Genomic DNA, 25,369 nt, shown 5'->3' with positions numbered 1-25,369 from the left:
AAAAAAAAAAAAAAAAAAAAAAAAACCTACCTTACAAAAAATATTGTAAGGTAGAAATAAGGGAGTAAATATGAAAAGTCTTTATTATAAGCTAGGGAGACTTATAATAAAAGAACATATGAAGTAATATATTAATTACTTCACTTATAAGTATAACAGAAGTATATACAAAAAACAAGAGGAAAATAAAATTTTTTTTGAAATATTGAATTTTTTTTTTGGTAAAATATTAATAAAACTCGATTTATATAAAAAGATTAAAATTTTGATAATAATTTATCAGCAAATTTGTATTTTAACTACAATTAATACCATTATTATAGTAAAAATAAGTAAAATATTATTTACTGTAAAGATGTAAATATCTTGTGCAGATGTATACATTTTAACTGCACTAATTACTCATAAAAAGAAAATTAATATAATATTAAGTATATGATTATAGTAATATAAAATTGAAATATAAAAAAATGTTTGAGAATAGAGTTAATAGTAAAATCATTATTTTATGGCTATAAAATTGTCTTTAAAGAAAAATTATTTGTACAATTGTATACCAAGAGAATACAAAAAATAAAAAGAAGTTAGGTTTTAAAATCTAACTTCTTTTTTTATGATTTATTTTACTTCAAATTTTTCTCGAACGATTTTAGCTACTTGTTCACAGTATTTATCTGTAAGTTCATCACTGCTTGCTTCTACCATAACGCGAATAAGATTTTCTGTACCAGAAGCACGTAGTAAGATACGACCATTGCCTTCAAGTTCTTTTTCAACTTTTTCACATTCAGCTAGAATTTCAGAATCTTCCATAGCAGCTTTTTTATCTATTACTTTGATATTTACTAATTTTTGTGGATAGATACTAACTTCTGACGCTAATTCTTCAAGAGATTTTCCTGTAGACTTTATAATATTAGCAAGTTTAACAGCTGTTAAAATACCGTCACCAGTAGTAGCATAATTCATAAGAATAATATGTCCAGATTGTTCACCACCTAATGAATAATTGTTATTTCTCATTTCTTCAACAACATATCTATCACCAACTGCAGTTTTAACAGATTGTAATCCATTTTCTTCAATTGCTTTGTAGAATCCTATGTTACTCATTACAGTAGAAACTACCATGTTATCTTTTAGTTCACCTTGTTCTTTAAGATGTTTTGCAAGAATGAACATGATTTTATCACCATCTACAATATTACCGTTAGCATCAACTGCTAAAACTCTGTCACCATCTCCATCAAAGGCAAATCCTACATCAACGTTATTTTCTTTTACGAATGCAGAAATTGTATCGATTTTAGTAGATCCAACATTATCGTTGATATTAATACCGTTTGGTTGACAGCCAATAGTTTCGATATCAGCTTCTAAGTCGCCGAAGATATAAGGTGCAACGCCAGTAGTAGCACCATTTGCACAATCTAGAGCAATCTTTATATTAGATAAATCTCCAGAAATTGATTGTTTAATATGTTGAACGTATTTTTGACTTAATTCGCTACCACCATATAATTTTCCGATTTTTTCAAAACTTGCGTTTTTAATTTGCTCTGAATTATCAATTAATGATTCAATTTCTAATTCTTGCTCGTCTGTTAGTTTGAAACCGTCAGGACCAAAAATTTTAATTCCATTATCTTGATAAGGATTGTGTGAAGCAGAAATCATAATTCCACTATCGGTTTCAATTGTCTTTGTTAAATATGCAATTGCAGGAGTAGGTATAGTACCAACTGTCATTACATTGACACCTGTACTAGTAAGTCCTGCTGTTAGTGCGTGTTCAATCATGTCACATGAAATTCTAGTATCTCTACCAATTACTACTTTTGGATGTTCTTTTTTTTCAGTAAGTAATTTACCTAGAGCTTTACCTACTTTAAAACTCAAATCGGCTGTTAGTGATTCTCCTGCGATACCACGAATACCGTCAGTTCCAAAATATTTTCTCATAAAAAAATGACTCCTTATTTTATAATCTATATGAATATTACTATATAAAATGAAATTAGTCAAGGTTTAGGGTTGTTTTAAGCGTTTTAGTGGGGAATTAATATCATATAAGTAATTATTTAAAATTATAAAATTAGATAGGTTTATCGTATAGAATATAAAAAAAGAAGCGACTTAAAATATAGATTGATTAAAAATCATATTTTCAAGTAGCTTCTTTTAGATTTGTAGTTGTTCATAAAATTAAAGAGTGATTTATAATTTAAATGCTTTTAACTTTTTGATAACCTTATTAATTATTTAATTTTTCAATATCGTCAAGTACTTTTTTAGCCTCATCTTTATTATTTTTAGAATATACATGTTTATTGTATATTATTGCACTTATAGAAATCATATGAGCTGAAACCGGTGCTGCTAAGAATAAGAATGCTATTGCTAATAAGAATTTATATTCAAATACATTTAGATAACGATAGAAGTATATAAATCCTGCTATAAGGATTAATTCTACAGCGAAAGATCCAGTGACTCCTGCTGCGTGTATTTTAGTTATTTCATCAGGTAATCTAATAAATCCTATTACTGTTGATAGCATTGCTATTACTGCGATTAAAATTAGAAGTATAATAATAATGTCTAAAATACTATTTAGTATCATCACTAAAGACCTCCTTTTTAGCTAAGAATCTAGCAGTAACAACTGTACCTACTAAACATATAATAGCTATGATAAGTATAAGTGAAATATAAGAAAAAGTTTTATAGTACATACTAACTAAAACTATTAAGCACATTAGTGGCATAGCAAGTAAATCACTAGCTATTAATTTATCAAATATGCTCGGTTTTTTTACAATATAAATTAATAAGAAAAATATCATGGCAATACTAGCAAATATACCTAGTAAAATTGAATAGTCTAATACTTTATCCATTTAAATCAACCTCCAGTATTGCTTTTTCAAAACTATTTTTTATACCTTCAATCTCACCAGAAATATCATCGGTATCAAGGCAATGAATATGAAGTGTTTTATTATCATGACCAACATTGACTGTAAGTGTACCGGGTGTTAAGGTTATCATATTGGCAAGTAGTGTAATTTGCCAATTTTTTGTTACTTCTAAAGGATATTCAAAAATAACAGGGCTAACATCAAGATCTTTTTTGAACATTAATTTTAAAACATTTATATCTGCTTTTAATAATTCAAACAAGAACATTAAGATTAATTTTATCCATTTATAAACATAAATGTAATAAAGTTGATCTCCTAGAATGTTTTTTGCAAATGTTTTTCTAAAGATGAATAGTAGTACCATACCCCAGAAAAATCCTACTGCAAAATATTCAGAATTATAGTTACCTGAAAAGAACATCCATACTACACCAACTAATATATTAATTAAAAATTGTAGTGCCATAATTATGCTCCTTTCTTAAGTACTAAGTCAATATAGTGTTGAGGATTTAGTACCATTTGTATACCTTTATCGAAGAAACCATCTAATAGATTAGAGCTTACTCCGATAATAAGTGCTATTGCTACGATAGCGATAAGAGGGATTTGAACACCTTTTGGAAGAGGTTTTAAAATTAAACTCTTATTAATATTATCGTAGAATACATTTAAGAATATTCTAATTAAAGAGTAAAATACAACCAATCCAGATAATGCTACTAATATAGCAATAAATGTATTATTATTTGTAACTAAACCTTTAATTATTAGTGCTTTACCATAGAATCCACTGAATGGTGGAACCCCTGCTAATGAAAGAACTATAATGAAATATGTCCAACCAAGAAGAGGGTATTTATTAATCAAACCACATTTTTGGAGATATTTGACTCCGCTAACGTAAATTATTAATCCAACAACTATGAATAATGCAGCTTTTAGTAATATGTCGTTTACTGCATAGAGTAAAGCACCTTTAACACCGAAAGTATTCAGTGTTGCAGTTCCGCAAACCATAACTCCAAGAGAAATTACGATATTAAAAATTACTATTTGTTTTAAATCTTTTTGATAGATTGCTCCGATACAACCGGCTATAATTGAGACTGCTCCAAGTATTAATATATAAGACTTGATGAAGTTTGATTCGTAATAGAATAATCCATACGTTCTAATTATTGAGTAAAGACCAACTTTTGTCAGCAATGCTCCGAAGATAATAGAGATTGCAATTGGTGGTGCTGCGTATGATCTATTCATCCATGTAAATAGTGGGAATAGAGCACCCTTCATACAGAATACAAATATCATTACAGCTTCAACAAGGTATAATCCACGACGATCAGCCATCGATGAGATTGTTTGAGATATGTATGCCATATTCAAGCTACCAACAATTGTGTAAAGATATCCAATACTAATAACAAATAAGCTACCAGCAAATACATTCATTAGTACATAACTAATAGAAGATTTAAGTTGTTCTTTATTAATACCTACTAACAGTAGTAAGTAAGATGACATAAGTAAGATTTCATAGAAAACGAAAAGGTTAAATATATCACCTGTGGTGAAAGCACCGTTTATTCCAACCATAATTAATAAAAATCCTGGATAGAAGAAACTAAGTTCTCGAACTTTATCAATAGTTTTAAATGAATATATTAATGTTGCAAGAAATACAACTGAAGATGTTGTAACTAGAACACTATTAAGCCCGTCTAATGTTAAAGTAATACCAAATGGACTAGCCCAGTTCCCCATTTCTAATATTAATATTTGGTGTTTATTTACCATATAGATATTAAATATAGAAAATGCTAAGACTAGTAGTGTAGCCAATGATGTTAATAAACGTTGCATGGCTATTCTTTTTCTAAATAATACTGTTATTGCCGCGAATAGAAGGGGGATAAATATTGGTATAACAGGTAAATTACTATGCATTATTTCTTTCCTCCTTCATATTTTCTACATCTTCAAGATCAATTACATTATCGCTTCCTTTTAATTTGTAGTTAGCAATGTAGATTGAAATCAAAAGACAAGTTACTGCGAATCCGATAACGATGGCAGTAAGGATAAGTGCTGCTGGAATAGGGTCTATATAATTCTTTCCTAATTCTGAGATAATAGGAATATCGCCATCATATAAACCACCTGCGATAAGTATAATAAGGTTAGCAGCATGTCCAAAAAGACCAACCCCAATTATTATACGCATCATACTCTTAGAAAGCATAAGGTAAACACCAAAACCAACAAGAATACCACATAAGATAATCATATAAAATTCCATTATTTACCATCCTTTCCGAAAGCTAAAATTACTGACATAAGAACTCCAACAACTACAAAATATACACCTAAGTCGAATATTGCAGCTGTGTGTAATTCCATCTCTCCCATTATTGGAACGTGAATGTGAGTAAAATGATGTTTGAAAAAATTCTTTCCGACTATAACACCACTAAAGGCAGTTCCTATAGAGAAAAGTAATCCAATAGCAGTTACATATACATAGTTAATAGGAAGTAGTTTATTGACTCTATCTATTCCATATGTAAACATTGCTAGTGCTAATGCCATTGTACAAAGGAGTCCTCCGACAAAACCACCACCAGGAAGGAAGTGACCACCAAAGTACAAACTAAGAGAAAGTAAAAATATACATCCTGAAATAATAGCAGATAATGATTTTAAAATTACATCATTAGTTTTCATCTTTTGGTCCTCCTCGTTTAATTATTTTAAACATAGCATAGATGATTAATGCTACCATTGTCATAACGGTGATTTCAAATAGGGTATCAAATCCCCTAAAATCTACGATAATAACATTTACTATGTTTCCACCACCAGATGCGACAACATTATCGAAATAGAATTGACTAATTTCTGATGGATTTTTATATGCATATGCTACTAATCCTACAATTGTAAAACTAATACCAGTTAGTGTCGCAATTATTGCATTAGTAAATTTAAAACTTTGTTTTTCTACTTGTTTTGTTTTATCAGTTAATAGAATGAATGCTATTAAGAAAATAATAGTAGAAATTGATTCAATTACAAATTGTGTCATTGCTAAGTCCGGTGCTCTAAATGTAACATATAGAGCAGTCATCATAAATCCAATCCCAGAAGAAAGGATAATAAGTACTAGTCTATTATAGACTGTAGTTAGAGCGACACAGCACACGACTATACATAGTCCTATGAAAATATTCATGTAGTGAATTGTAGAGAAGTTATTAATTAACATAGGTCTACCAATTGAAAAGTAACCACCAATAATAGTTGCTGATAATACTACAAAGATATAACTCATATTTCTTCTAAGTTGGTTTGTAACAAATGTATCATGGAGTGTACCACTTACTTTGTGTAGTAAGTTACCTAGGTTATTATATGCTCCATGAATAGAAATAATAGTAGGGTTTATACTATAGATTCCATTTCCACTTGCAAATAATTTATAAATTACAAAACTTGCAATGATAACAATAATAGAAGTAAGAAGTTCTATTGAGAAGAAACTATCATGATGGACATGAGTGATTACTTCGTTATTAGTTGTTTTTACAGCTAGCGCAGATTGTTGAGCTGGAATAACTATGTAATCTTTTATGAATGTGTTAATAATTACGAAGACTACAAGTATTATTGGTGATATAAAGATACCATTACTTGGAAGATGTAATTTCTTATTGCCCAGTATAGAATTATCGAATTTACCTAGGAATGGTTTGAATGCTAATATTAACGAATAAATAGCAGTTCCTAAAGCTCCAATAACTACAGCTATTACGATAACCATATATAGCATGCTTGATTGCGTTAATCCATAAACTACCGTTAAGAAGTATTCTTTTGAGTAAAATCCACTTAAAGGTGGGATTCCTGCCATAGAGAACCCAGCGATAATACTTAATATAAAGCTAAGTGGCATATATCTTCTGATACCACGAAGTTTTTCGATATCACGTGTATGGAATGAATGATCGATAATACCAGTAATCATAAATAAACTTGCTTTAAATGCTGCATGGTTAATAATATGGAAACATACAGCATAGAATGCGAATGTATAAACGTAGTGATTATCGTTGTATAGGCCAAGGTTAGCTATACCTATCATAAGAGTCATCATACCAAGTTGACTAATAGTTGAATATGCAAGAATTCCTTTTAAATCTTTTAGGAAAATTGCTGAAATAGATCCTATCAGCATAGTAATAGTACCAAAAATGATAAGAATATTACCAAATGAAGCGGTAAATGAGAATACAATTCCAATTCTTAGCAGTAGGTAAATTCCCGCTTTAACCATTGTGGCAGAATGTAAATAGCTACTGATTGGTGTAGGTGCAGCCATTGCATCGGGTAGCCAAATATGGAATGGAAACTGTGCTGATTTTGTAAATGCACCGAATATTATAAGAATCATTGCTACTACATATTTATCGTTGTATCCATGATTTTTAGTGAATTCTATAATCTCACTAATATTAAAACTTCCAGTAATATTATTTAAAACGAAAATTCCTGCTAACATTAGGACTCCACCAAAGACAGTAATAATAAGTGATTTTAGTGCTCCTTTTCTAGATGCATCATTTTCGTGCCAGTAACTAATTAATAGGAATGAAGAAACAGATGTCATTTCCCAAAACATATACATACTAAGCATGTTGTCAGATAAAACCACACCTAACATGGCCGACATGAATATTAGTAAAAATATATAAAATTTATGTAGTTTTTCATCTGTTATACTCATATAGTAACACGAATATAGTATTACTAAAGTACCGATTCCTGTAATTAGTAGTGAGAATAGAAGTGATAAACCATCAAGATTTAGGTTGATATCAAGTCCAACATTAGAAACAAATGCTAGTTTCTTATAGATTGTTCCACCTGAATAGATATACTTAAGATTTGAAATAAAATACCCAAACAGTATTAATGGTACAACTATAACAAATTTTCCAGTATGGATGGTTTTGAAGTTTTTCCTTAAGAAAGGTACGAAAAACATCGCAATTACTGGTAAAAAGACAGCTAATTGTAACATAAAAAAACCTCTTTCTAATTTATTTTTTATAACACTAATTATATAACAAAATAGGTTAAAATACTATTGATATTCAACTTTTATATAATTATTTTTCAATAAAAAATAGAGGATAACATAAAGGAATATTATAAAAAGTTATGAAAACGATAAAATAAAGTATTAATTATTTTATAAAAATAATTAATATAATTTCATTATTTTAAAGGTTAAAAGATAGTACGGATGAATGATGTTGCTTAAAATGTGACTTGTAACGATAAAATAAACTTATTATTTTCAGAATATTTAATAGAAAATATAGATAATTATTTTTTTAATATCCCTTGTTTAAGGTGAGAAAAAAAGGTATAATAAAGTTATTAATATATTTACAGGGGGACTAACTGATGTCACATAAACAAACACCACATATTAAACCAAACGGAGTAGAAATCGCGGAAACGATTCTTTTACCAGGGGATCCTTTAAGAGCGAAATTTATTGCAGAAACATTTTTAGAAGATGCAGTTTGTTTTAATGAAGTGCGTGGTATGCTAGGATATACTGGAACATATAAAGGTAAAAAGATTTCTGTAATGGGAACAGGTATGGGACCAGCTAGTATCGGTATTTATTCTTACGAATTAATCCATACTTTTGGGGTTAAGAATTTAATTAGAATTGGAACATGTGGAGCACTACAACCAGAAGTAAAATTATATGATGTAATTTTAGGAATGGGATCTTCAACAAACTCAAACTACATGCACCAATATAACATTCCAGGAAACTACAGTTTAACAGCATCATTTGACTTATTATTAAAAGCTTACAACAGAGCTCAAGAAATGGGTCAAGCAGTACACGTTGGTAATATTTTATGTAGTGAGATTTTCTACAATGCTGACGAAAAAGCTATGGAAAACTGGATTAAAATGGGAGTTTTAGCTGTTGAAATGGAAAGTGCAGCATTATATGCTAATGCAACTGCTGCAGGTGTTAATGCTTTAACAATTTTAACAGTAAGTGATTCATTAGTAACTGGAGAAGAAACTACTCCAGAAGAAAGACAAACAGCATTTACGAAAATGATGGAAATTGCTTTAGGTTTAGCATAAAATTAGGAATTTAGAGGTAATATTATATGAGTAACTATCAAGAATTATATGAAAAATGGTTAAATAGCTCAGCTTTAACTGAAGAAGAAAAACTTCAATTAAAAAGTGTAGCTGATGACGAAGTTGAAAAAGAAGATAGATTTTATAAAGAATTAGAATTTGGAACTGCAGGATTACGTGGTAAAGTAGGAATGGGTTCTAATAGAATGAATAGATTCATTATTGCTCGTGCTACAAAAGCATTAGCACAAACTATCATCGATAATGGATTACAAGAAAAAGGTATTGCTATCGCTCACGATCCACGTCTTTTCTCAAAAGAATTTGCAAAATTGGCAGCATTAGTAATGGCTAGTAATGGAGTTAAGGCATATTTATTCGAAGATTTACGTCCAACTCCTGAATTATCATTTGCAGTTCGTTATTTAGGAACAGCTAGTGGTATTAACATTACAGCAAGTCACAATCCTAAAGAATACAATGGATATAAAGTTTATTGGCAAGAAGGATCTCAAATTAAATCGGATATAAGTGATAAAGTTTTAGAGTATATTAACTCAATGGATATCTTCGATAACTATGTTACTTTAACAGAAGAAGAAGCTAAAGAAAAAGGATTGTTAGTATATATTGGAGAAGAAATTGATGAAGAATTCTATAAAGAATCTTTAAATTGTGCTATTAACGATGAAAACATTGATAAAGATATTTCTGTAGTATATACACCACTTAACGGTGCGGGATATAAAGCTGTAACAACAGTTCTTGCACGTCGTGGATTCAAAAATGTTCATGTTGTTGAAGAACAAAAAGATCCTGATGGAACATTCCCAACAATTGAATATCCAAACCCAGAGGATACTGCAGCATTCGAATACGGTGAAAAATTAGCTAAAGAAGTTAATGCTGATGTAATTATTGCAACTGACCCTGACTGTGACCGTCTTGCTGTAGAAGTAATTCATAATGGAGAAGTAGTTTCTCTTAACGGTAACCAAGCTGGTGCAGTATTAGTTCAATATGTTATTGAAAATCTTGCAAAACAAAACAAACTAACAGAAAACCCAGTATTAGTTAAATCTATCGTAACATCTAAAATGGTAGAACCATTATGTAAAGAATACGGAGTAGAAGTAATTGATGTTCTTACTGGATTTAAAAACATCTGTGCATTACCAAATGAATGGGATATTACAGGTGAGAAAAACTATGTAATGGGATATGAAGAAAGTATCGGATACAACATTGGTACTTTCCTACGTGATAAAGATGGTGTAACTATCGCTATGTTATTAGTAGAAGCAGCAGCATTCTATAAAACACAAGGTAAAACGTTAGTAGATGTACTTGATGGCTTCTATGAAAAATATGGTTACTACCTAGATAAAACTATCTCTATCGTTTTAGAAGGTGCAGCAGGTGCTCAAAGAATTAAACGTATGATGGAGAAATATCGTGAAATCTTTGCTCGTGAAATTGCAGGAAGTGAAGTAGTAGCGATTACTGACTACTTAGTTCAAAAAGAGAAAACAGTAGCTACAGGTGAAGAAAAAGCTATTGAAATCGAAAAAACTGATGCTGTTAAATTCAGTTATTCAGACGAATCTTGGTATACATTACGTCCAAGTGGAACAGAACCTAAAGTAAAACTTTATATCTACGTTAAAGATGCAGATAAAGAAGTTGCTAAAGAAAAATTAGTTAAATTTGAAGAGAAAGTATTAGAATTACTTTATTCAATCGACTAACAAAATAAAAAAAGGAAGTGAGAATAATCTCACTTCTTTTTTATTTGTTGTAATATTTTAAATATTCTTTACAGAATTCTCGAGCAGAAAGTTTACCACTTTGTCTGTCTGCATAAGAAGAGCTTACGAATTTTGAAATTTCATCTGTATATTCAACTTTAGGTAAAGGTTTTTCAAGAACTGTCTCTTTATTTATTGCGAATGTTGAGAAGCAAATACCAACTAAACGAGTGTGTCTAGTTTCATGGTTAAATGCACTTAGTTCAGCAAAAATTTCAACACTTCTAGTACCAACCCTTGATATATAACTATCGATAATTAATGCCTCGTGTCTGTGGACAACATCTAAAAATTGATATGTATCAATACTTGCTGTAAAAAATGGTAAATGAGTATATCTGCGAATTACTAGACCTTGTACATCGTCTAGCCAATATAGGGTTTGTCCACCGAATAGTGTATCGTGTCTGTTCATATGGTTTGGATAGATAGTGTGAAAATTCTCAATTCTAGTATCTTTATAATTCATAACTTCTTGCATGAAAAAGTTCTCCTTAAAATTTATTTTACTAATATCTAATATTAAATTAGAATACATATGTAATTGTATCACAAATAGATAAATATATTAAGTATCATTTATTATTTTAAACAAAGTTATTTGAGAATGCTATTTTTAAAAATATGATTTTTATAACCTTTACATTTTGATGAAAATTATATTATAATAAAAGAAAATACAAATGAGGTGAAGAATAATGAAATATGAAACTATGTTAGAACGTTTTTTAGGATATGTAAAATTTAAGTCTAGATCAGATGCCGCTAGTACGACAATTCCGTCTACTCCCGAGCAAAAAGATTTTTTACGTATGTTAAAAGGACAATTAGAAGAATTGAATCTTAGTGACATAGAATTAAATGAGGAAAACTGGTTCTTAACTGCAACATTACCAGCTAATACTGACAAACCCTACGATAAAATTGGATTTATTTCACATGTGGATACTGCAGATTTTAATGTAGAAGGTATTAATCCACAAGTAATTGAGAATTATGATGGTGAAGACATCGTTTTAAATAAAGAATTAAATGTTGTAATGAGTAAAGCTGAGTTCCCTAATTTAAGCAATTATAAAGGTCTTACTTTAATCACTACAGATGGGACGACTTTACTAGGTGCTGACGATAAAGCTGGAATTACTGAAATAGTAGAAGCAATTAAGTATTTAAGTGAACATCCTGAAATTGAACATGGTGATATTCGTATTGCATTTGGTCCTGATGAAGAAATAGGGCGTGGAGCAGATTATTTCGATGCAAAAGGATTTGCAACAGATTATGCGTTTACTATGGATGGTGGGGTTCTTGGTGAATTAGAATATGAAAGTTTTAATGCTGCGCAAATTACATATAAAATTACTGGAGTAAGTGTTCATCCTGGAACAGCAAAAGGTAAAATGAAAAATGCCAATACGATTGCTGCAGAATTAGCTTCATTGTTCCCAGAAAAAGAAGTTCCTGAGCATACAGAAGGATATGAAGGATTCTATTTATTGCACAATATGCAAGCTAGGATTGAAGAAGCTGAGATGGTTTATATAATTCGCGATCATGATAAAGAAAAATTTGAAGCACGTAAGAAATTTGTTGAAGAGGTAGCAGTAAAAATTAATGAAAAATATGGTAATGTTGTGGAATATGATCTATTCGATCAATACTACAATATGGGAGATGTAATTAAAAAAGACAAACGCTGTGTTGATGTAGCGGAGCAAGCTATTAAAAATGTAGGTGTAACTCCTATTATTATTCCTATTCGTGGTGGAACAGATGGTTCTAAAATTTCATATATGGGTATCCCAACACCAAACATTTTCGTTGGGGGGGAAAACTTCCATGGACAATATGAGTTCAGTTGTTTAGAACATATGGAAAAAGCCGCAGATACAATAGTAGAAATTGCAAAATTAGCAAAAAAATAGTGGAAATTACATAATGGTGTAAAAGTAAGTATTCTATAAGAGAATAACAAAAAAGTATAATTTTCTCTTAAGATATAATTTAAATTTGATATTTTAAGAGACAAGATTAAATATAAGATACAGCTATTATTTTCAAAGATAGATTTTGAATTATAAAAGAGTTGTATCTTTTTTTATAGAAGAACTTTTAAATTTTAAAAAAATGATAAAAAATTATGCAATAGCCCTAAATATATGGTACAATAGTAATGTATATTAACTAAAAAATTGAAATGAAAGTGAGGATGGTTGTAAGATGACTAAAAAAACATTTTATGTTACAACTCCTATTTATTACCCAAGTGGTAATTTACACATAGGGCATGCTTATACAACGGTAGCATGTGACGCTTTAACAAGATATAAAAAATTAAGTGGATATGATATATACTTTTTAACAGGTACAGACGAACATGGTCAAAAAATTCAACAAAAAGCTCAAGAAAAAGGTATTTCAGAACAAGCTTATGTTGATGAAATGATTAAGGACATTAAAAAATTATGGGAAGCTATGGATATTAACTATAGCAAATTTATTCGTACAACAGATGATTATCATGAAACAGCAGTTGCTGAAATTTTTGATAGATTAGTTGAAAAAGGAGATATCTACCTTGGAGAGTACAAAGGCTGGTATTCAATCAGTGATGAAGAATATTTCACAGAAACTCAACTTCAAGAAGTTTTCAGAGATGAAGAAGGAAATATGATTGGGGGAATTGCTCCAAGTGGAAATGAAGTTAAATTAGTTAGTGAAGAATGTTACTTCTTCAAAATGAGTAAATATGCTGACAGATTAGTTAAGTACTATGACGAGCATCCAGAATTCATTTTACCTGAAAGTAGAAAAAATGAAATGCTTAATAACTTCATTAAGCCAGGATTAGAGGACTTAGCTGTTACTCGTACAACTTTTGATTGGGGAGTAAAAGTAAAATCAAATCCAAAACACGTTGTGTATGTTTGGATTGATGCATTAGTTAACTACATTACAGCGCTAGGTTATGCAACTGGTGAAAGTGAAGAGCTATTTAATAAATACTGGCCAGCTGATGTTCAAGTAGTAGGTAAAGAAATTGTACGTTTCCACGTTATTTACTGGCCGATACTACTTATGGCATTAGATTTACCATTACCTAAAAAAATCTTTGCTCACGGTTGGTTATTAATGAAAGATGGTAAAATGAGTAAGTCTAAAGGTAACGTAGTTGATCCTTATATGTTAATAGAGCGTTATGGTTTAGATTCAGCGCGTTATTACTTACTACGTGAAGTTCCATTTGGGCAAGATGGAATATTCACACCTGAAAGTTTCATTGACAGAATTAACTCAGATTTATCAAATGATTTAGGAAACCTATTAAATAGAACTATTTCTATGATTAATAAATACTGTGGTGGAGTAATTCCAAAATTCGTTAAACCAACTACAGAGTTTGATAAAGAATTAATAGCTTTATCAAAAGAAGTTATTGCTGAATACGAAGAGTATATGGAAAATATGCAGTTTTCTAAAGCTTTAGAATCAGTTTGGAAATTCATTTCTAGAACTAACAAATATATTGATCAAACTACACCTTGGATTTTAGCGAAAGATGAAGAAAATCAACCAGAATTAGATAAAGTAATGAACTACTTAGCTGAAAGTCTTCGTATAGCTACAATTTTAATAGCACCAGCTTTAACAAAAGCACCAGTAGAAATTGCTAAACAATTAGGAATTAGAGAAGACTTATTAGTGTTTGAATCTGCTAAAACATTTGGAGTATTCGATGGAACTGTAAAAGTTGTAGAAAAACCAACTCCAATTTTCCCAAGATTTGATAAAGAGGTTGAAGTAGAGTACATTAAAGAACAAATGTCACCTAAGGCTCTTGAGAACTTAGAGACAGAATCTAAAGAAGAAAATGAAGATACTTATGTTGAGCTTGCTGAAGAAATTACAATTGATAAATTCTTTGAAACTTCTTTAAGAGTAGCAGAAGTATTAGAATGTGAAAAAGTTAAGAAAAGTTCGAAATTATTGAAATTCAAACTTGATTTAGGAAATCACCAAAGACAAATAGTTTCTGGTATTGCTAAATACTATGATCCAGCAGAATTAGTAGGTAAAAAAGTAGCCGTAGTAGCTAACTTAAAACCAGTTAAATTATGTGGAGAATTAAGTGAGGGAATGATTTTATCAGCAGAAAAAGATGGTATTTTACGAGTAGTAGAAATCAATGCTGAGATTCCTAACGGAGCAGAAATTAGATAATAAAAAGAAGAGAATTTAGTGAAAACTATATTCTCTTTTTTAGGGAATTTAAACAATTTATATGTACAAAATAATCCACCTGGGAAATTCCTCAGGTGGATTGAATTAATTATCTTGTCGTTCTTTGGTTGTTTTGAGAGTTAGAGGCGTTTTTATTATCATTACTATCTATGTTTTTAGTCTTAGGCGTTTCTCTACTAACCTCAATTACACGAACCGGATTAACAGGTACGAATGATCCATCAGATACATGATAAATTAATCTGTTGTTATTAATTCCAATACCGTTAATATTAAGTTGTGCGCCGTTACCAAAAGTAACTCGAACTTTACTTGCTGTTTCGTCAGAATATACATTCTGTGTAGCTAAGAATTTGATTGCTACTGGTCGAGAAATAAAGTTTTCAAGTTGATCATTTTTAGAATCAACTGAAACAAATTTTTCATTTGCAGTGATAAATTGACCTTGTAAGTTTCCTGATGAAATCTGATACATTAAATATCCAGCAGGAGATACAATTTTATTTACAGTTAGTTTAGTACCGGGTTCAATAACTTCTCCTTGATCTGACCAACTTGCGGATTTGAACGCATGAATTTTTTTGTTTACAGTAACTTGGCGATCCACATCGAATGAATAAGATGTAAATGAACCAGCAAGTTTTGCAGTTATCTCTTCATCTTGTGCATCAGAGTCTATACGAGCTGCTGCTGCTTTCTCTTGTGCTTCTAGAATTTTAGCTTTTTCTTCAGCTTCTTTTTGTTTCTTCATTTCTTCTGTAGTGTCTACTGCAGTAGTATTTGTTTCTCCAAAACTTACATAGTGTTCTTTAGCAGAAGAAATAAATTTTAGTGTAACAAGGAAGCAAAGAGAAAGAATTATTGCCAAAATAAGAGATGTTGCTATTCTGACTTTTATATTTCTAGATACTTTTTTTATTCCATTATAATTTTCAACATTTTTTCTAAAGATTTTTTTCGAGATATATGCTTTAAGATAAAGGAGTGATACTAAGAAGATATTTTTTATTTTATTATCTATGTATTTAACTTTAAAAGCAGTTTCTTCTTCATTAACTACTTCTTTTTTTATACTGTGTATTTCTTTTTTAATTCCGTCTAATTTATATTCCATTTCAAGATTTTTTTGAATTTTTTCTATAATTTTTTTCTCAGACGTTATATCTTTTTGTGTAATTTGTTTTTGAGTTACAAGACTATTTAATCTTTTTTCCTCTAAAGTGATTTTTTCTTTATCTGCATTTCTATATTTAAGGGTAGAGATAGTTAATTTTTTCTCTTCAATTTTATCCTCTAGAGAGATTAATGTAGTTTGTAATGAAAGAAGAGTATTTTCATGTTCCCTTATTTCATTTTCTTTTTGTAATAATTCAATTTTCTTTTTATCTTCTAAGATTTGAAATTCTTTTTCTTTTCTTCTATATTCTCTTTTTCTTTTTTCTGCTTGTTCTTTTTCGATACGTTGGCGTTCAAGTTCTTTTTCACGAGCAATGCGTTCTTTTTCAAGACGTTCTTTCTCACGCTTTTCAGCTTTTTCTTTTTCGATACGCTGACGTTCAAGTTCTTTTTCACGAGCAATGCGTTCTTTTTCAAGACGTTCTTTCTCACGTTTTTCAGCTTTTTCTTTTTCGATACGTTGACGTTCTAATTCTTTTTCGCGAGCAATACGTTCTTTTTCAAGACGTTCTTTTTCACGTTTTTCAGCTTTTTCTCTTTCAATACGTTGACGTTCTAATTCTTTTTCACGAGCGATACGTTCTTTTTCAAGGCGTTCTCTCTCAGCGCGTGCAAGCTCATTTTTTTTGCGTTCTTCTTCGATTTTACGCTGCTGTTCTTCAAATTTCTTTTTGGCATTTTCTAATTCTAGAGCTCGTTGTTTTAATTCTTTTTCTTTTAATTTTACTTCTTTTTCTTTTTCTCGAAGTTCTTTTTCTAAAGCAGATTCGTCAAGATGATTATTATTAATAGAAGTCGTAGATTCATTATTTTTTAAATTAAAAGTTTTTACTTGTTTTTTAAATCGACTAAAAAAAGACGTCATATTATTCTTTTCTTTAGTTGAATCTGTAGTATTATTTTCAACCACTTTTTCTTTTTGTTCTTTTGACATAAAAAAATCCTTTCACACACTATTAACTCTTATTATATCATAAAATTATAATATGTTTGTATAAAAAATACTTAAAATCCCATTAAATTATAGAAAAAACTTTTATCTCTAATTGAAATATGTTATCATTAATTATAGATAGTTTTATCAATTAAATTAAATAAAGAGGTAAAAAATTATGAAAAAAACAATTAGCTTTAAAGGAACTCCAGTTACAATTGAGGATAAGTTAAATATTGGTGATGTATTTCCAAATTTTAGAGCAGTAACAAAAACATTATCAGAATTTGAATTGGATGATTATAGAGGTAAAAAAATTATTGTTAATACTTTTCCTTCTGTAGATACTGGTGTTTGTGCTTTACAAACAATTAATTTTAATAAAGAAGTTTGTGATTTGTCAGATACTGTAGTAATAACAGTTTCAAAAGATTTACCGTTTGCTTTAGGTAGATTCTGTGCTGATAAAGAAATAAACAATGCAATTACTGTATCTGACTATAAATATCGTGATTTTGAGAACAACAATGGTCTTTTAGTTGAAGAATTAGGTTTATTAACACGCTCTGTTTTTGTACTTGATGGAAACGGAGTTATCCGCTATAAAGAAGTATTAGAAGAAATCGGAGAAGAACCGGATTATACGGCTGCTCTAGATGCTCTTAAAAAACTATAGTGGGGTAATAGATGACAGAATTAAAATATATTAATAAAGAAGAAAATAAAAATTTACAGATTAAAGATTTAATTACATTAGGTTTATATACAATTTTATTAATTCTTGTAATGGCTGTAGGAATCGGGATTTCAACACTATTAACATCAGTTATATTTGGAGGTAAAGTTTATTTTGCAACATACACTTCAATAACAGCTGCATTAGTGTGTGGTAGTGTGTATAGCTTAATTTTTAACAAAATTAATAAAAATATGGCTATATTCATTATGATTGCAATTATAGGAATTTTCATGTCTGTTTCTGGTCACTCTATAGTGGGAGGAATAGTATTAATCTTTGCAGCAGTTTTAGCGGAGATTGCATTCAGATATGGGAATGAATATTTATCATACTTATTCTTTAATCTAGGAAATATTGGTATTATTCTGCCAATGTTCTTTATGAAAGATTCATATGTAAAACATCTTCAAAATAGAAATTATTCAGATGAAAAGATAAATCTAGTAATGAGTAGTACAGATATGAAGACATTTATTTTTATAGTTGTCTTTACTATAATATTCTCAATAATTGGAACATATCTAGGAAGAAAATTATACTTTAAGAATTTCAATAAAGCAGGACTATAGTATGTTAAGGTTAGATATTAGAACTAAGATTTTTATATTAGTAATTGCTAATATACTAATGTTTAAGATGATGACAGTACCTGTTCACCTTATAGTAGCACTATGCTTTTCAATATACTTAGGAATTAGTTCTAATTTTAAGAGAATGAGTAGATTTTTTGGTATATATCTTTTCTTTACTGCATATGAAGTATTTTTTGCTCATACAGTTACATTACAGGTTATTGATAGTTTCTTGTTATTAACTGCATTAATGTTTAAGACACTGTATTTCCCATTATGTGCAGGTATGGCTTTAGTAAGTAGTTCAAAAGTTTCGGAACTGATCTGCTTTTTGAGAAGCATAAAGTTACCAAAGAAAATGATTATAGTACTCGCAGTATTATATAGATTTTTCCCGGTTTTACTTACAGATTATAAGTTAATAAAGAATTCATTACGAATGAAAGGAATTGGAGTAAGTAGAGGTTACTACTTACTTCATCCAATTAAATTCTTTGAATATGTATTTGTTCCTTATGTAATTATAAGTACTAATATAGCAAATGAGCTATCGGTATCTTGTTTATGTAGAGGAATAGATAACGAAGAGAAACCAAGTAGTTATATCGAATTAAAGTTTAATAAAATTGATTATTTAACTATGGTTATTGTAGTAAGTGCTTTTTGTTATATTATGTATATGAGGTGATAAATTGATAACATTTAAAAAATTTAATTATAAATATATTGAATCACAAAAATTAAATATTGAAGATTTATCGCTTAATATAAAAAAAGGTGAATGTATCCTCTTTACAGGTGCTAGTGGTTGTGGTAAAACTTCTATTTTACGAGTTTTAAATGGATTAGCACCAGAATTTTTTGATGGTGGATATAGTGGTGAATTAAAAGTAGCTCACCTTAATATTGGAGACAAATTAAAAGATTTTTCAAAAGTAGTAGGGAGTGTTTTTCAAAACCCTAAAAATCAGTTTTTCAATCTTGATTCTACGAGTGAACTTGCCTTTAGTATGGAAAATTATGGTTATTCTAAATCAGAGATACAAAGTAGAATTGACGAAGTTATATCAGAATTTTCTGCAGAATATCTGTTGGAAAGAAACGTCTTAGAATTAAGTGGCGGAGAAAAACAAAAACTAGCTTTTATGGCAAGTATGATGTTAGATGCTGATGTATATGTTCTAGATGAGATAACTAGTAATCTAGATTTGAAGTCGATACAGCTTATTTCATCAATAATAGAAACATTGAAGAAAAAAGGTAAAACTATAGTTGTAGCTGAACATAGAATATATTATCTAAAAGACTTAATCGATAGAATGTATATTATTAAAGACGGTAAATTGATTCATGAAGTTACTAAAGAACAGCTATCAGATTTTGACAGTAGAGCTTGCCACACAAGACAGATTGATTTATCTAAAGTAGAGTTAGGTAATAAAGAAAATAGAAATTTTAAAGAAGACTTTTTAAATATCGAAAGACTTGAATATAAAGTTCATGATAGGAAAGTTGAACTCCAAAGTGAAAGTTTCGTAGCTTCAAAAATCTATACTATTATTGGTGATAATGGTTGTGGGAAAACAACATTTGCTAATGCTTTGTGTGGTCTTCATAAATCTAAGCATAAAGTAATATTAGATGGAAATGTTTTAAATAAAAAAGGATTGATTAAAAATGCATTCCAAGTAATGCAAGATGTTAACTATCAACTGTTTACTAATCAGGTAGAAAAAGAAATTAAGTTAGGTAGCGATAATTTATCGTTATTTGATGAAGTTGTCGATAGATTAAACATTAGAAAATTTTTAGATAGGCACCCAAATACTTTATCTGGTGGAGAAAAGCAAAGAGTTGCTATAGCTTCTGCGCTTTTATCAAATAAAAAAGTACTAATCTTTGATGAACCAACTAGCGGTCTAGATTATGTAAATATGATTGAACTAAGTCGCTTGATTGAAGAAATAGCTAAGAATGATGTTGTTATATTCATAATTACACATGATTATGAATTTTTATGTCAGATTTCAGACGAGGTACTTTATTTTGACAAAGAAGGCATAAAAGAGCGTATCGAAGTCAATGAAGAAAATAAAAATAGAATATTAGAATTAATGAGTTAATGTACATTGTATATTAACTCATTTCTTAACTCAAATGAGTTGTTAAATTGAAGGTATCATGATAAAATATATAAGTTACAAAAAATAATTAGGATAAGGAGGGAACTTATGTCATACGCTTCAGATATGAAGAAAGAATTAACTTTAATAGAAATAACAAAAGATAGAGAATTCTTATCGGAGTTATCAGCCTTAATAAAGATGAATGGTGTATTAAATATATCAAATGGTAGGTTAAGTTTAAGTTTTCAAACAGAGAATGCTTCTATAGCAAGAAGAATGTTTTCATTAATAAAGTTTTTCTATGATGTTCATGTAAATATTTCTGTTAGAAAGAAATTGAAATTAAAGAAGAATAATGTATACATTTGTCGTTTAGATCAAAACGTAAAAGAAATATTAACTGATTTATATATACTAAATGATAACTATACAATGAGAATAGACATAGCAAAAGAATTAATTGATACTGATGAGAAGAAAAGAGCTTATCTACGCGGAGCATTTTTAGCAGGAGGATCTATTAATAACCCTCGTACTTCTAGTTATCATATGGAAATATTCTCTTCTTATGAAGAACACAATAAGGAATTAAATGAGCTTTTAAATAGTTATAAATTGAATGCTAGAAGTCTTGAAAGAAAAAAAGGCTTTATAGTTTATATTAAAGAATCTGAAAAAATAGCAGAGTTTATCAACTTGGTTGGAGCTTTTCAAGCTTTATTCCAATTTGAAGATGAGAGAATTGTTCGAGATATTAATAACTCAGTTAATAGAATGCAAAATTGTGATATGGCTAATATGAATAAAACTGTTAATGCCTCAGCAAAACAGGTTGAGGATATTAACATAATAGAGGAAAGAATCGGACTTGATAATATTGATGAGAAACTTAGAGTAGTTGCTGAAGCAAGACTTAAGTATCCAGAATATCCGCTAAAAGAAATAGCGGAAATGATTGAGGATGGAAAATTATCAAAATCTGGTTTAAATCACAGGTTCCGAAAAATTGCTAAGATAGCTAAGGAATTAAAAGAAGGTACTTATCAAGCAAAATAAAAGAAGTGAGGAAGAACAATGAGTAAGTGGGATGAACAAATATTAGTAGTTAATAGAAAAGAATTGTTTAGTAATGAAGAAAATCATTTTTATGGATTCATAGAAAAAAATGATGAAAAAACCGAGAAAATCATTGCTACATTTGAATCATACGAAGTTAAACGTCGTGGTGATATGGAAGAAGATCCAAACTATAAGCAATTGATTGGTTATGTTCTACTAAAAGACGAAGTAACAGGTGAGGTACTAGTTTACAAACGTTTAGTAGGTGGAGGAGAAGCGAGATTACACGGGAAAGCCTCTGTTGGTATTGGTGGTCATATGAATGAAGTTGAAGGAAAAACAATTTTTGAAATGTTAAAAATCAATGCCGCACGTGAATTAAATGAGGAAGTTGGAGTTTCAGAAGAAGATGCTTTAAATAACCTACATTTTATTGGACTTATAAATGATGATAAGACAGAAGTTGGACAGGTTCATGTAGGCGTTGTTTATGAGTGTAAAGTTGATAAACAACTTGTAGAAGTTAAGGAAGATGATACTCTTGTTATTAAATGGATGACAGGAGAAGAGGCCAAAGCAGAAGAAAATTATGAAACTTGGTCAGAATTTTTAAAACCAATATTTTAATAAATAAAGATGAACTTTTTTAGTTCATCTTTGTTTTCTTAGTTGTGATAAAATCTAACGCAGAATTGAAATATATTGCTGAAAAGTGTAATATATGGATATATAATTCAAATTTAAAGAACTTTTAGATTATAGTTTTATAAATCTAAGTATTTCTTTGTAAGAAAATGTAACATAAATAAAGAAAGGATGATTGTATGTTAAATATTAAAATGGATATGATTCAAACGGTCGGATTGGCTGTTATTATATTAATTCTAGGAAGATTCTTAAGGAAAAAGGTTAAGTTTTTTGAGACTTATTGTATTCCATCTCCAGTTGTTGGAGGTTTCCTATTTGCTATAATAAATTTAATTTTAAGGAAAAGTAATTTAGTTATTTTTGAATTTGACAATACGTTACAGAGTTTCTTTATGACATTATTCTTCACAAGCATTGGTTTTAATGCAAGTTGGAGGTTATTGAAAGTTGGTGGAAAAAAAGTAGGTATGTTCCTTATTATGGCTATAGTGCTAGTAATACTTCAAAATATTGTGGCTGTAGGTGTAGGGTATTTAACAGGTGTAGATCCCTTAATAGCATTACTGACTGGTTCGACTGCTATGACAGGTGGTCATGGTACTGCAGCGGCAATGGCACCTATAGTAGAAGAGTTAGGACATACAGGAGCGAAGAGTGTAGCTATTGCAGCTGCTACTTTTGGACTTATTGCAGGATCTAGTTTAGGTGGTCCATTAGCTAATAGGTTAATTAAAGGAAAGAAATTAGAAGTTGTAGCGGAGAGAGTAGATAATGAAAAAGTGAGAAATGATGAATTTCTTTTTAATAATGATGTAAGGAAACTTGATGGTGAGAATTTTGCTAAAGCATTCTTTTTAATTTTATTATCGATGTTTATTGGTAGTTATGTTTCTACATTTTTAAATCAATTTTTAAACTTCCCTAATTACATAGGTCCTATGATAGTAGCGGCAATACTAAGAAATATATCAGACCATACGACTAAATTTGATTTACACTATGAAGAAGTACATATTTTAGAAGATGTTTCGTTGAACTTATTCCTTGGAATGGCAATGATTAGTTTGAAATTATGGGAATTAAGTAGTGTAGCAGGTCAACTAGCAGTATTATTACTAGCACAAGCGCTTTTAGCATGGGTATTTATCTACTTTGTAACATTTAGATTTATGGGTAGAAATTATGATGCAGCAGTATTATCTGCAGGACATGTAGGTTTTGGACTTGGAGCAACGCCGAATGGTATTGCAAATATGCAAAGTGTCTGTGATAAATATAAACACTCGCATATAGCATTTTTTGTAATGCCCATAGTAGGAGCACTATTTATAGACTTCTTTAATGTAGCGATAATAAGTGGATTCTTCTCGTTCTTGTCTAGATAGAAGAAGGTTTGGCTTGATGATTGTTTTGATGTGTAATATAATATTATAATATTAAGGATAGTTTTAATGATCTTATAGATCATTTGAGATAAGGAGAAAGCAGTGAAGAATAAAAAATATTCTATAAGAAAAGTATCGGCTGGAATAATTAGTGTTATTATTGGCTTAAGTATTTTTGAAATTGGTACGGCAAATGCTGCGATAAATTCTGATATACAAACAGATAAAAGAATAATTATTGACCAAAATGGTGTTAGATCTGATGTTGAGCCAATTCCGCCAGAGAATGTAAAAGAAAAGCCGGCAGAGAAACCACCTGTTAAACCAACAGAAAAGCCGACAGAGAAACCACCTGTTAAACCAATAGAAAAGCCGACAGAGAAACCACCTGTTAAACCAATAGAAAAGCCAATAGAGAAACATTCTGTTAAACCAATAGAAAAGCAAACAGAAAAAACAACTACTAATGCTTTAGAAACAGATTCTAAAAATGAAATTAAAAATGATGTATTAGTAGGGAATTTATCTGGGCGTGAAATTAAGGTTTCTTTTAAAAAAGGTAGTATTTATGCAGAAAAGTTGTACGTAGAATCATTAAATGATAATGATTTAAATAAGACTATTAAGCATAAACTAGGTAGTGATTACAATATTATAGAAACTTTTGAGATTCATTTTGAAAAAAATGATACAAGAGTTGACAGTAATATAGAACGCACAGTTACCGTTGCTATTGTAAAAAAAGATAATGTCGAATTAGAAGTTTATCACATAGCTGATAAAAATACTCTTGAGAAAGTAAATAGTAGCTATAGTACTGGTGAGTTGAAATTTAATATTAATCATTTCAGTAAGTTCACTATAGTAGAACGTATAAAAATAGGTAGTAAGGATTTAGAAGAAAGAACAAAAATTGAAATTCCAGAAAAAATAGAAAACAAAGAGAATAATGAATTACCTGAAACAAAAAGTATTAAAGATGAAAAACAATTGAAAATACTTCCTAAGGCGGGTATATCTGCAAATTCATCTATTTCTGCAGGATTTGTTTTATTAATTGTAGCTAGTATTATAAGAAAAAAGAAAAATTATATATAACTAAATAAACATAAAAAACATATGGATATCATACTGTATTATGCAGTTGGTATCCATTTTTTTATGTTTTCAAGTTAAATTTATAAGCCTATTGTTATTAATAAGATTTTTGCACATTGACAATAAATATAATTTTCTAAATAGACGTAATTGTGAAAATTTATTAAATTAAAGATATATTTTAAAATACGAAGAAAATATAAAAATATTAATTTTACAAGATAGCAAATCGTAAAGATACCTATTTACAAGAAAGGTTAAACATGTTATAATAAATCGAAATTATTACGAATTATATTATTAAGGAGAATATGTATGAATAAAAAAAATATGATTATTACTGGTGCTTGTGGCTCATTAGTAATTGGACTGGCAGTATTTTCTGGATATGAATATGGAAAGCTTCATAAATATGAAACTGCACCACTAGTGCAAAATACAGCACAAGCAAAAAAAATTAATTACTCTGACAAAG

22 protein-coding genes are annotated in these 25,369 nt (G+C 29.4%); 12 read left to right on the top strand and 10 right to left on the bottom strand.

Annotated elements, in window-relative coordinates; genetic code table 11:
* Positions 1–618: 618 nt before the first annotated feature.
* From glmM to mbhE, 8 genes are all read right to left on the bottom strand, one after another.
* Positions 619–1,962, bottom strand: coding sequence for a phosphoglucosamine mutase (glmM, locus tag HMPREF3186_RS06125; protein WP_060914395.1), 1,344 nt, complete (start codon positions 1,960–1,962; stop codon positions 619–621).
* A 292-nt stretch (positions 1,963–2,254) separates the two neighbouring features.
* Positions 2,255–2,623 (bottom strand): cation:proton antiporter, encoded by a 369-nt coding sequence (locus HMPREF3186_RS06120; RefSeq protein ID WP_060914394.1) that lies wholly within the window; start codon positions 2,621–2,623, stop codon positions 2,255–2,257.
* A complete protein-coding gene (locus tag HMPREF3186_RS06115) occupies positions 2,610–2,900 on the bottom strand; it encodes a monovalent cation/H+ antiporter complex subunit F (protein ID WP_004264179.1) in 291 nt (96 codons plus the stop codon). Before HMPREF3186_RS06115 ends, HMPREF3186_RS06120 begins: the two co-directional genes overlap by 14 nt.
* The gene (locus HMPREF3186_RS06110; RefSeq protein ID WP_060914393.1) at positions 2,893–3,390 is read right to left on the bottom strand and encodes a Na+/H+ antiporter subunit E; all 498 of its coding nucleotides are present in this window, start codon (positions 3,388–3,390) and stop codon (positions 2,893–2,895) included. Before HMPREF3186_RS06110 ends, HMPREF3186_RS06115 begins: the two co-directional genes overlap by 8 nt.
* A gap of 2 nt (positions 3,391–3,392) precedes the next feature.
* On the bottom strand, positions 3,393–4,874 hold the full coding sequence (locus tag HMPREF3186_RS06105) for a proton-conducting transporter transmembrane domain-containing protein (RefSeq protein WP_060914392.1): 1,482 nt from the start codon (positions 4,872–4,874) through the stop codon (positions 3,393–3,395).
* Positions 4,867–5,226: a Na(+)/H(+) antiporter subunit C gene (locus HMPREF3186_RS06100; protein ID WP_003147003.1), complete on the bottom strand. Its 360-nt coding sequence runs from the start codon at positions 5,224–5,226 to the stop codon at positions 4,867–4,869. The genes HMPREF3186_RS06105 and HMPREF3186_RS06100 overlap by 8 nt, the downstream gene beginning before the upstream one ends.
* The gene (locus HMPREF3186_RS06095) at positions 5,226–5,651 is read right to left on the bottom strand and encodes a Na(+)/H(+) antiporter subunit B (protein WP_004263940.1); all 426 of its coding nucleotides are present in this window, start codon (positions 5,649–5,651) and stop codon (positions 5,226–5,228) included. Before HMPREF3186_RS06095 ends, HMPREF3186_RS06100 begins: the two co-directional genes overlap by 1 nt.
* The gene (gene mbhE, locus HMPREF3186_RS06090; protein WP_060914391.1) at positions 5,641–8,007 is read right to left on the bottom strand and encodes a hydrogen gas-evolving membrane-bound hydrogenase subunit E; all 2,367 of its coding nucleotides are present in this window, start codon (positions 8,005–8,007) and stop codon (positions 5,641–5,643) included. The genes HMPREF3186_RS06095 and mbhE overlap by 11 nt, the downstream gene beginning before the upstream one ends.
* Before the next feature lie 389 nt (positions 8,008–8,396).
* On the opposite strand from mbhE, the gene deoD reads away from it, so the two are divergent.
* Both deoD and HMPREF3186_RS06080 read left to right on the top strand, forming a co-directional pair.
* Positions 8,397–9,107, top strand: coding sequence for a purine-nucleoside phosphorylase (gene deoD / locus HMPREF3186_RS06085; protein WP_060914390.1), 711 nt, complete (start codon positions 8,397–8,399; stop codon positions 9,105–9,107).
* A 26-nt stretch (positions 9,108–9,133) separates the two neighbouring features.
* On the top strand, positions 9,134–10,855 hold the full coding sequence (locus tag HMPREF3186_RS06080; RefSeq protein WP_060914389.1) for a phospho-sugar mutase: 1,722 nt from the start codon (positions 9,134–9,136) through the stop codon (positions 10,853–10,855).
* Positions 10,856–10,895: 40 nt separating this feature from the next.
* On the opposite strand, the gene HMPREF3186_RS06075 is transcribed toward HMPREF3186_RS06080, so the two are convergent.
* Complete coding sequence (locus HMPREF3186_RS06075) at positions 10,896–11,396, bottom strand: acyl-CoA thioesterase (RefSeq protein ID WP_060914388.1); 501 nt, start codon at positions 11,394–11,396, stop codon at positions 10,896–10,898.
* Between the two features lie 217 nt (positions 11,397–11,613).
* Here HMPREF3186_RS06075 and pepT point away from each other — a divergent pair, with 217 nt between their 5' ends.
* Positions 11,614–12,840 (top strand): peptidase T, encoded by a 1,227-nt coding sequence (pepT, locus tag HMPREF3186_RS06070; RefSeq protein ID WP_060914387.1) that lies wholly within the window; start codon positions 11,614–11,616, stop codon positions 12,838–12,840.
* Positions 12,841–13,135: 295 nt separating this feature from the next.
* Entirely contained in the window at positions 13,136–15,136 is a 2,001-nt protein-coding gene (metG, locus tag HMPREF3186_RS06065; protein ID WP_060914386.1) for a methionine--tRNA ligase, read from the top strand.
* A 109-nt stretch (positions 15,137–15,245) separates the two neighbouring features.
* Here metG and HMPREF3186_RS06060 read toward each other — a convergent pair whose 3' ends face one another.
* Positions 15,246–17,267 (bottom strand): DUF5776 domain-containing protein, encoded by a 2,022-nt coding sequence (locus tag HMPREF3186_RS06060; protein ID WP_060914385.1) that lies wholly within the window; start codon positions 17,265–17,267, stop codon positions 15,246–15,248.
* Positions 17,268–17,445: 178 nt separating this feature from the next.
* Between HMPREF3186_RS06060 and tpx the strand changes: the two genes are divergently transcribed.
* The 8 genes from tpx (at position 17,446) to HMPREF3186_RS06020 (ending at position 24,894) form a co-directional block, all read left to right on the top strand.
* Positions 17,446–17,943, top strand: coding sequence for a thiol peroxidase (gene tpx / locus HMPREF3186_RS06055; protein WP_060914384.1), 498 nt, complete (start codon positions 17,446–17,448; stop codon positions 17,941–17,943).
* A gap of 11 nt (positions 17,944–17,954) precedes the next feature.
* Positions 17,955–18,575: an MptD family putative ECF transporter S component gene (locus HMPREF3186_RS06050; protein WP_060914383.1), complete on the top strand. Its 621-nt coding sequence runs from the start codon at positions 17,955–17,957 to the stop codon at positions 18,573–18,575.
* A 1-nt stretch (position 18,576) separates the two neighbouring features.
* Complete coding sequence (locus HMPREF3186_RS06045; RefSeq protein ID WP_060914382.1) at positions 18,577–19,266, top strand: energy-coupling factor transporter transmembrane component T; 690 nt, start codon at positions 18,577–18,579, stop codon at positions 19,264–19,266.
* A gap of 4 nt (positions 19,267–19,270) precedes the next feature.
* Positions 19,271–20,701, top strand: a complete 1,431-nt coding sequence (locus HMPREF3186_RS06040) for an ATP-binding cassette domain-containing protein (protein WP_060914381.1) — start codon at positions 19,271–19,273, stop codon at positions 20,699–20,701.
* A 108-nt stretch (positions 20,702–20,809) separates the two neighbouring features.
* On the top strand, positions 20,810–21,760 hold the full coding sequence (gene whiA, locus HMPREF3186_RS06035) for a DNA-binding protein WhiA (RefSeq protein ID WP_060914380.1): 951 nt from the start codon (positions 20,810–20,812) through the stop codon (positions 21,758–21,760).
* Positions 21,761–21,778: 18 nt separating this feature from the next.
* A complete protein-coding gene (locus HMPREF3186_RS06030) occupies positions 21,779–22,390 on the top strand; it encodes an NUDIX domain-containing protein (RefSeq protein ID WP_060914379.1) in 612 nt (203 codons plus the stop codon).
* 197 nt (positions 22,391–22,587) lie between these two features.
* A complete protein-coding gene (gltS, locus tag HMPREF3186_RS06025) occupies positions 22,588–23,796 on the top strand; it encodes a sodium/glutamate symporter (protein ID WP_060914378.1) in 1,209 nt (402 codons plus the stop codon).
* Between the two features lie 102 nt (positions 23,797–23,898).
* A complete protein-coding gene (locus tag HMPREF3186_RS06020; protein WP_060914377.1) occupies positions 23,899–24,894 on the top strand; it encodes a YSIRK-type signal peptide-containing protein in 996 nt (331 codons plus the stop codon).
* The last annotated feature ends 475 nt before the right edge of the window (positions 24,895–25,369 follow it).

Origin of the sequence: Gemella haemolysans, assembly GCF_001553035.1 — a bacterium.
Classification (GTDB): Bacteria; Bacillota; Bacilli; order Staphylococcales; family Gemellaceae; genus Gemella; species Gemella haemolysans_B.
This window is presented reverse-complemented; position numbering and strand designations above follow the sequence as displayed.

Bases quoted from the DNA above. Each gene is read 5' to 3' on its own strand.
- HMPREF3186_RS06095 (WP_004263940.1), bottom strand. From the start codon at position 5,651: ATGAAAACTAATGATGTAATTTTAAAATCATTATCTGCTATTATTTCA.
- HMPREF3186_RS06060 (WP_060914385.1), bottom strand. From the start codon at position 17,267: ATGTCAAAAGAACAAAAAGAAAAAGTGGTTGAAAATAATACTACAGAT.
- deoD (WP_060914390.1), top strand. From the start codon at position 8,397: ATGTCACATAAACAAACACCACATATTAAACCAAACGGAGTAGAAATC.
- HMPREF3186_RS06075 (WP_060914388.1), bottom strand. From the start codon at position 11,396: ATGCAAGAAGTTATGAATTATAAAGATACTAGAATTGAGAATTTTCAC.
- HMPREF3186_RS06105 (WP_060914392.1), bottom strand. From the start codon at position 4,874: ATGCATAGTAATTTACCTGTTATACCAATATTTATCCCCCTTCTATTC.
- HMPREF3186_RS06045 (WP_060914382.1), top strand. From the start codon at position 18,577: ATGTTAAGGTTAGATATTAGAACTAAGATTTTTATATTAGTAATTGCT.
- tpx (WP_060914384.1), top strand. From the start codon at position 17,446: ATGAAAAAAACAATTAGCTTTAAAGGAACTCCAGTTACAATTGAGGAT.
- HMPREF3186_RS06115 (WP_004264179.1), bottom strand. From the start codon at position 2,900: ATGGATAAAGTATTAGACTATTCAATTTTACTAGGTATATTTGCTAGT.
- HMPREF3186_RS06080 (WP_060914389.1), top strand. From the start codon at position 9,134: ATGAGTAACTATCAAGAATTATATGAAAAATGGTTAAATAGCTCAGCT.
- HMPREF3186_RS06120 (WP_060914394.1), bottom strand. From the start codon at position 2,623: ATGATACTAAATAGTATTTTAGACATTATTATTATACTTCTAATTTTA.
- pepT (WP_060914387.1), top strand. From the start codon at position 11,614: ATGAAATATGAAACTATGTTAGAACGTTTTTTAGGATATGTAAAATTT.
- HMPREF3186_RS06100 (WP_003147003.1), bottom strand. From the start codon at position 5,226: ATGGAATTTTATATGATTATCTTATGTGGTATTCTTGTTGGTTTTGGT.
- HMPREF3186_RS06030 (WP_060914379.1), top strand. From the start codon at position 21,779: ATGAGTAAGTGGGATGAACAAATATTAGTAGTTAATAGAAAAGAATTG.
- HMPREF3186_RS06050 (WP_060914383.1), top strand. From the start codon at position 17,955: ATGACAGAATTAAAATATATTAATAAAGAAGAAAATAAAAATTTACAG.
- metG (WP_060914386.1), top strand. From the start codon at position 13,136: ATGACTAAAAAAACATTTTATGTTACAACTCCTATTTATTACCCAAGT.
- glmM (WP_060914395.1), bottom strand. From the start codon at position 1,962: ATGAGAAAATATTTTGGAACTGACGGTATTCGTGGTATCGCAGGAGAA.
- whiA (WP_060914380.1), top strand. From the start codon at position 20,810: ATGTCATACGCTTCAGATATGAAGAAAGAATTAACTTTAATAGAAATA.
- gltS (WP_060914378.1), top strand. From the start codon at position 22,588: ATGTTAAATATTAAAATGGATATGATTCAAACGGTCGGATTGGCTGTT.
- HMPREF3186_RS06110 (WP_060914393.1), bottom strand. From the start codon at position 3,390: ATGGCACTACAATTTTTAATTAATATATTAGTTGGTGTAGTATGGATG.
- mbhE (WP_060914391.1), bottom strand. From the start codon at position 8,007: ATGTTACAATTAGCTGTCTTTTTACCAGTAATTGCGATGTTTTTCGTA.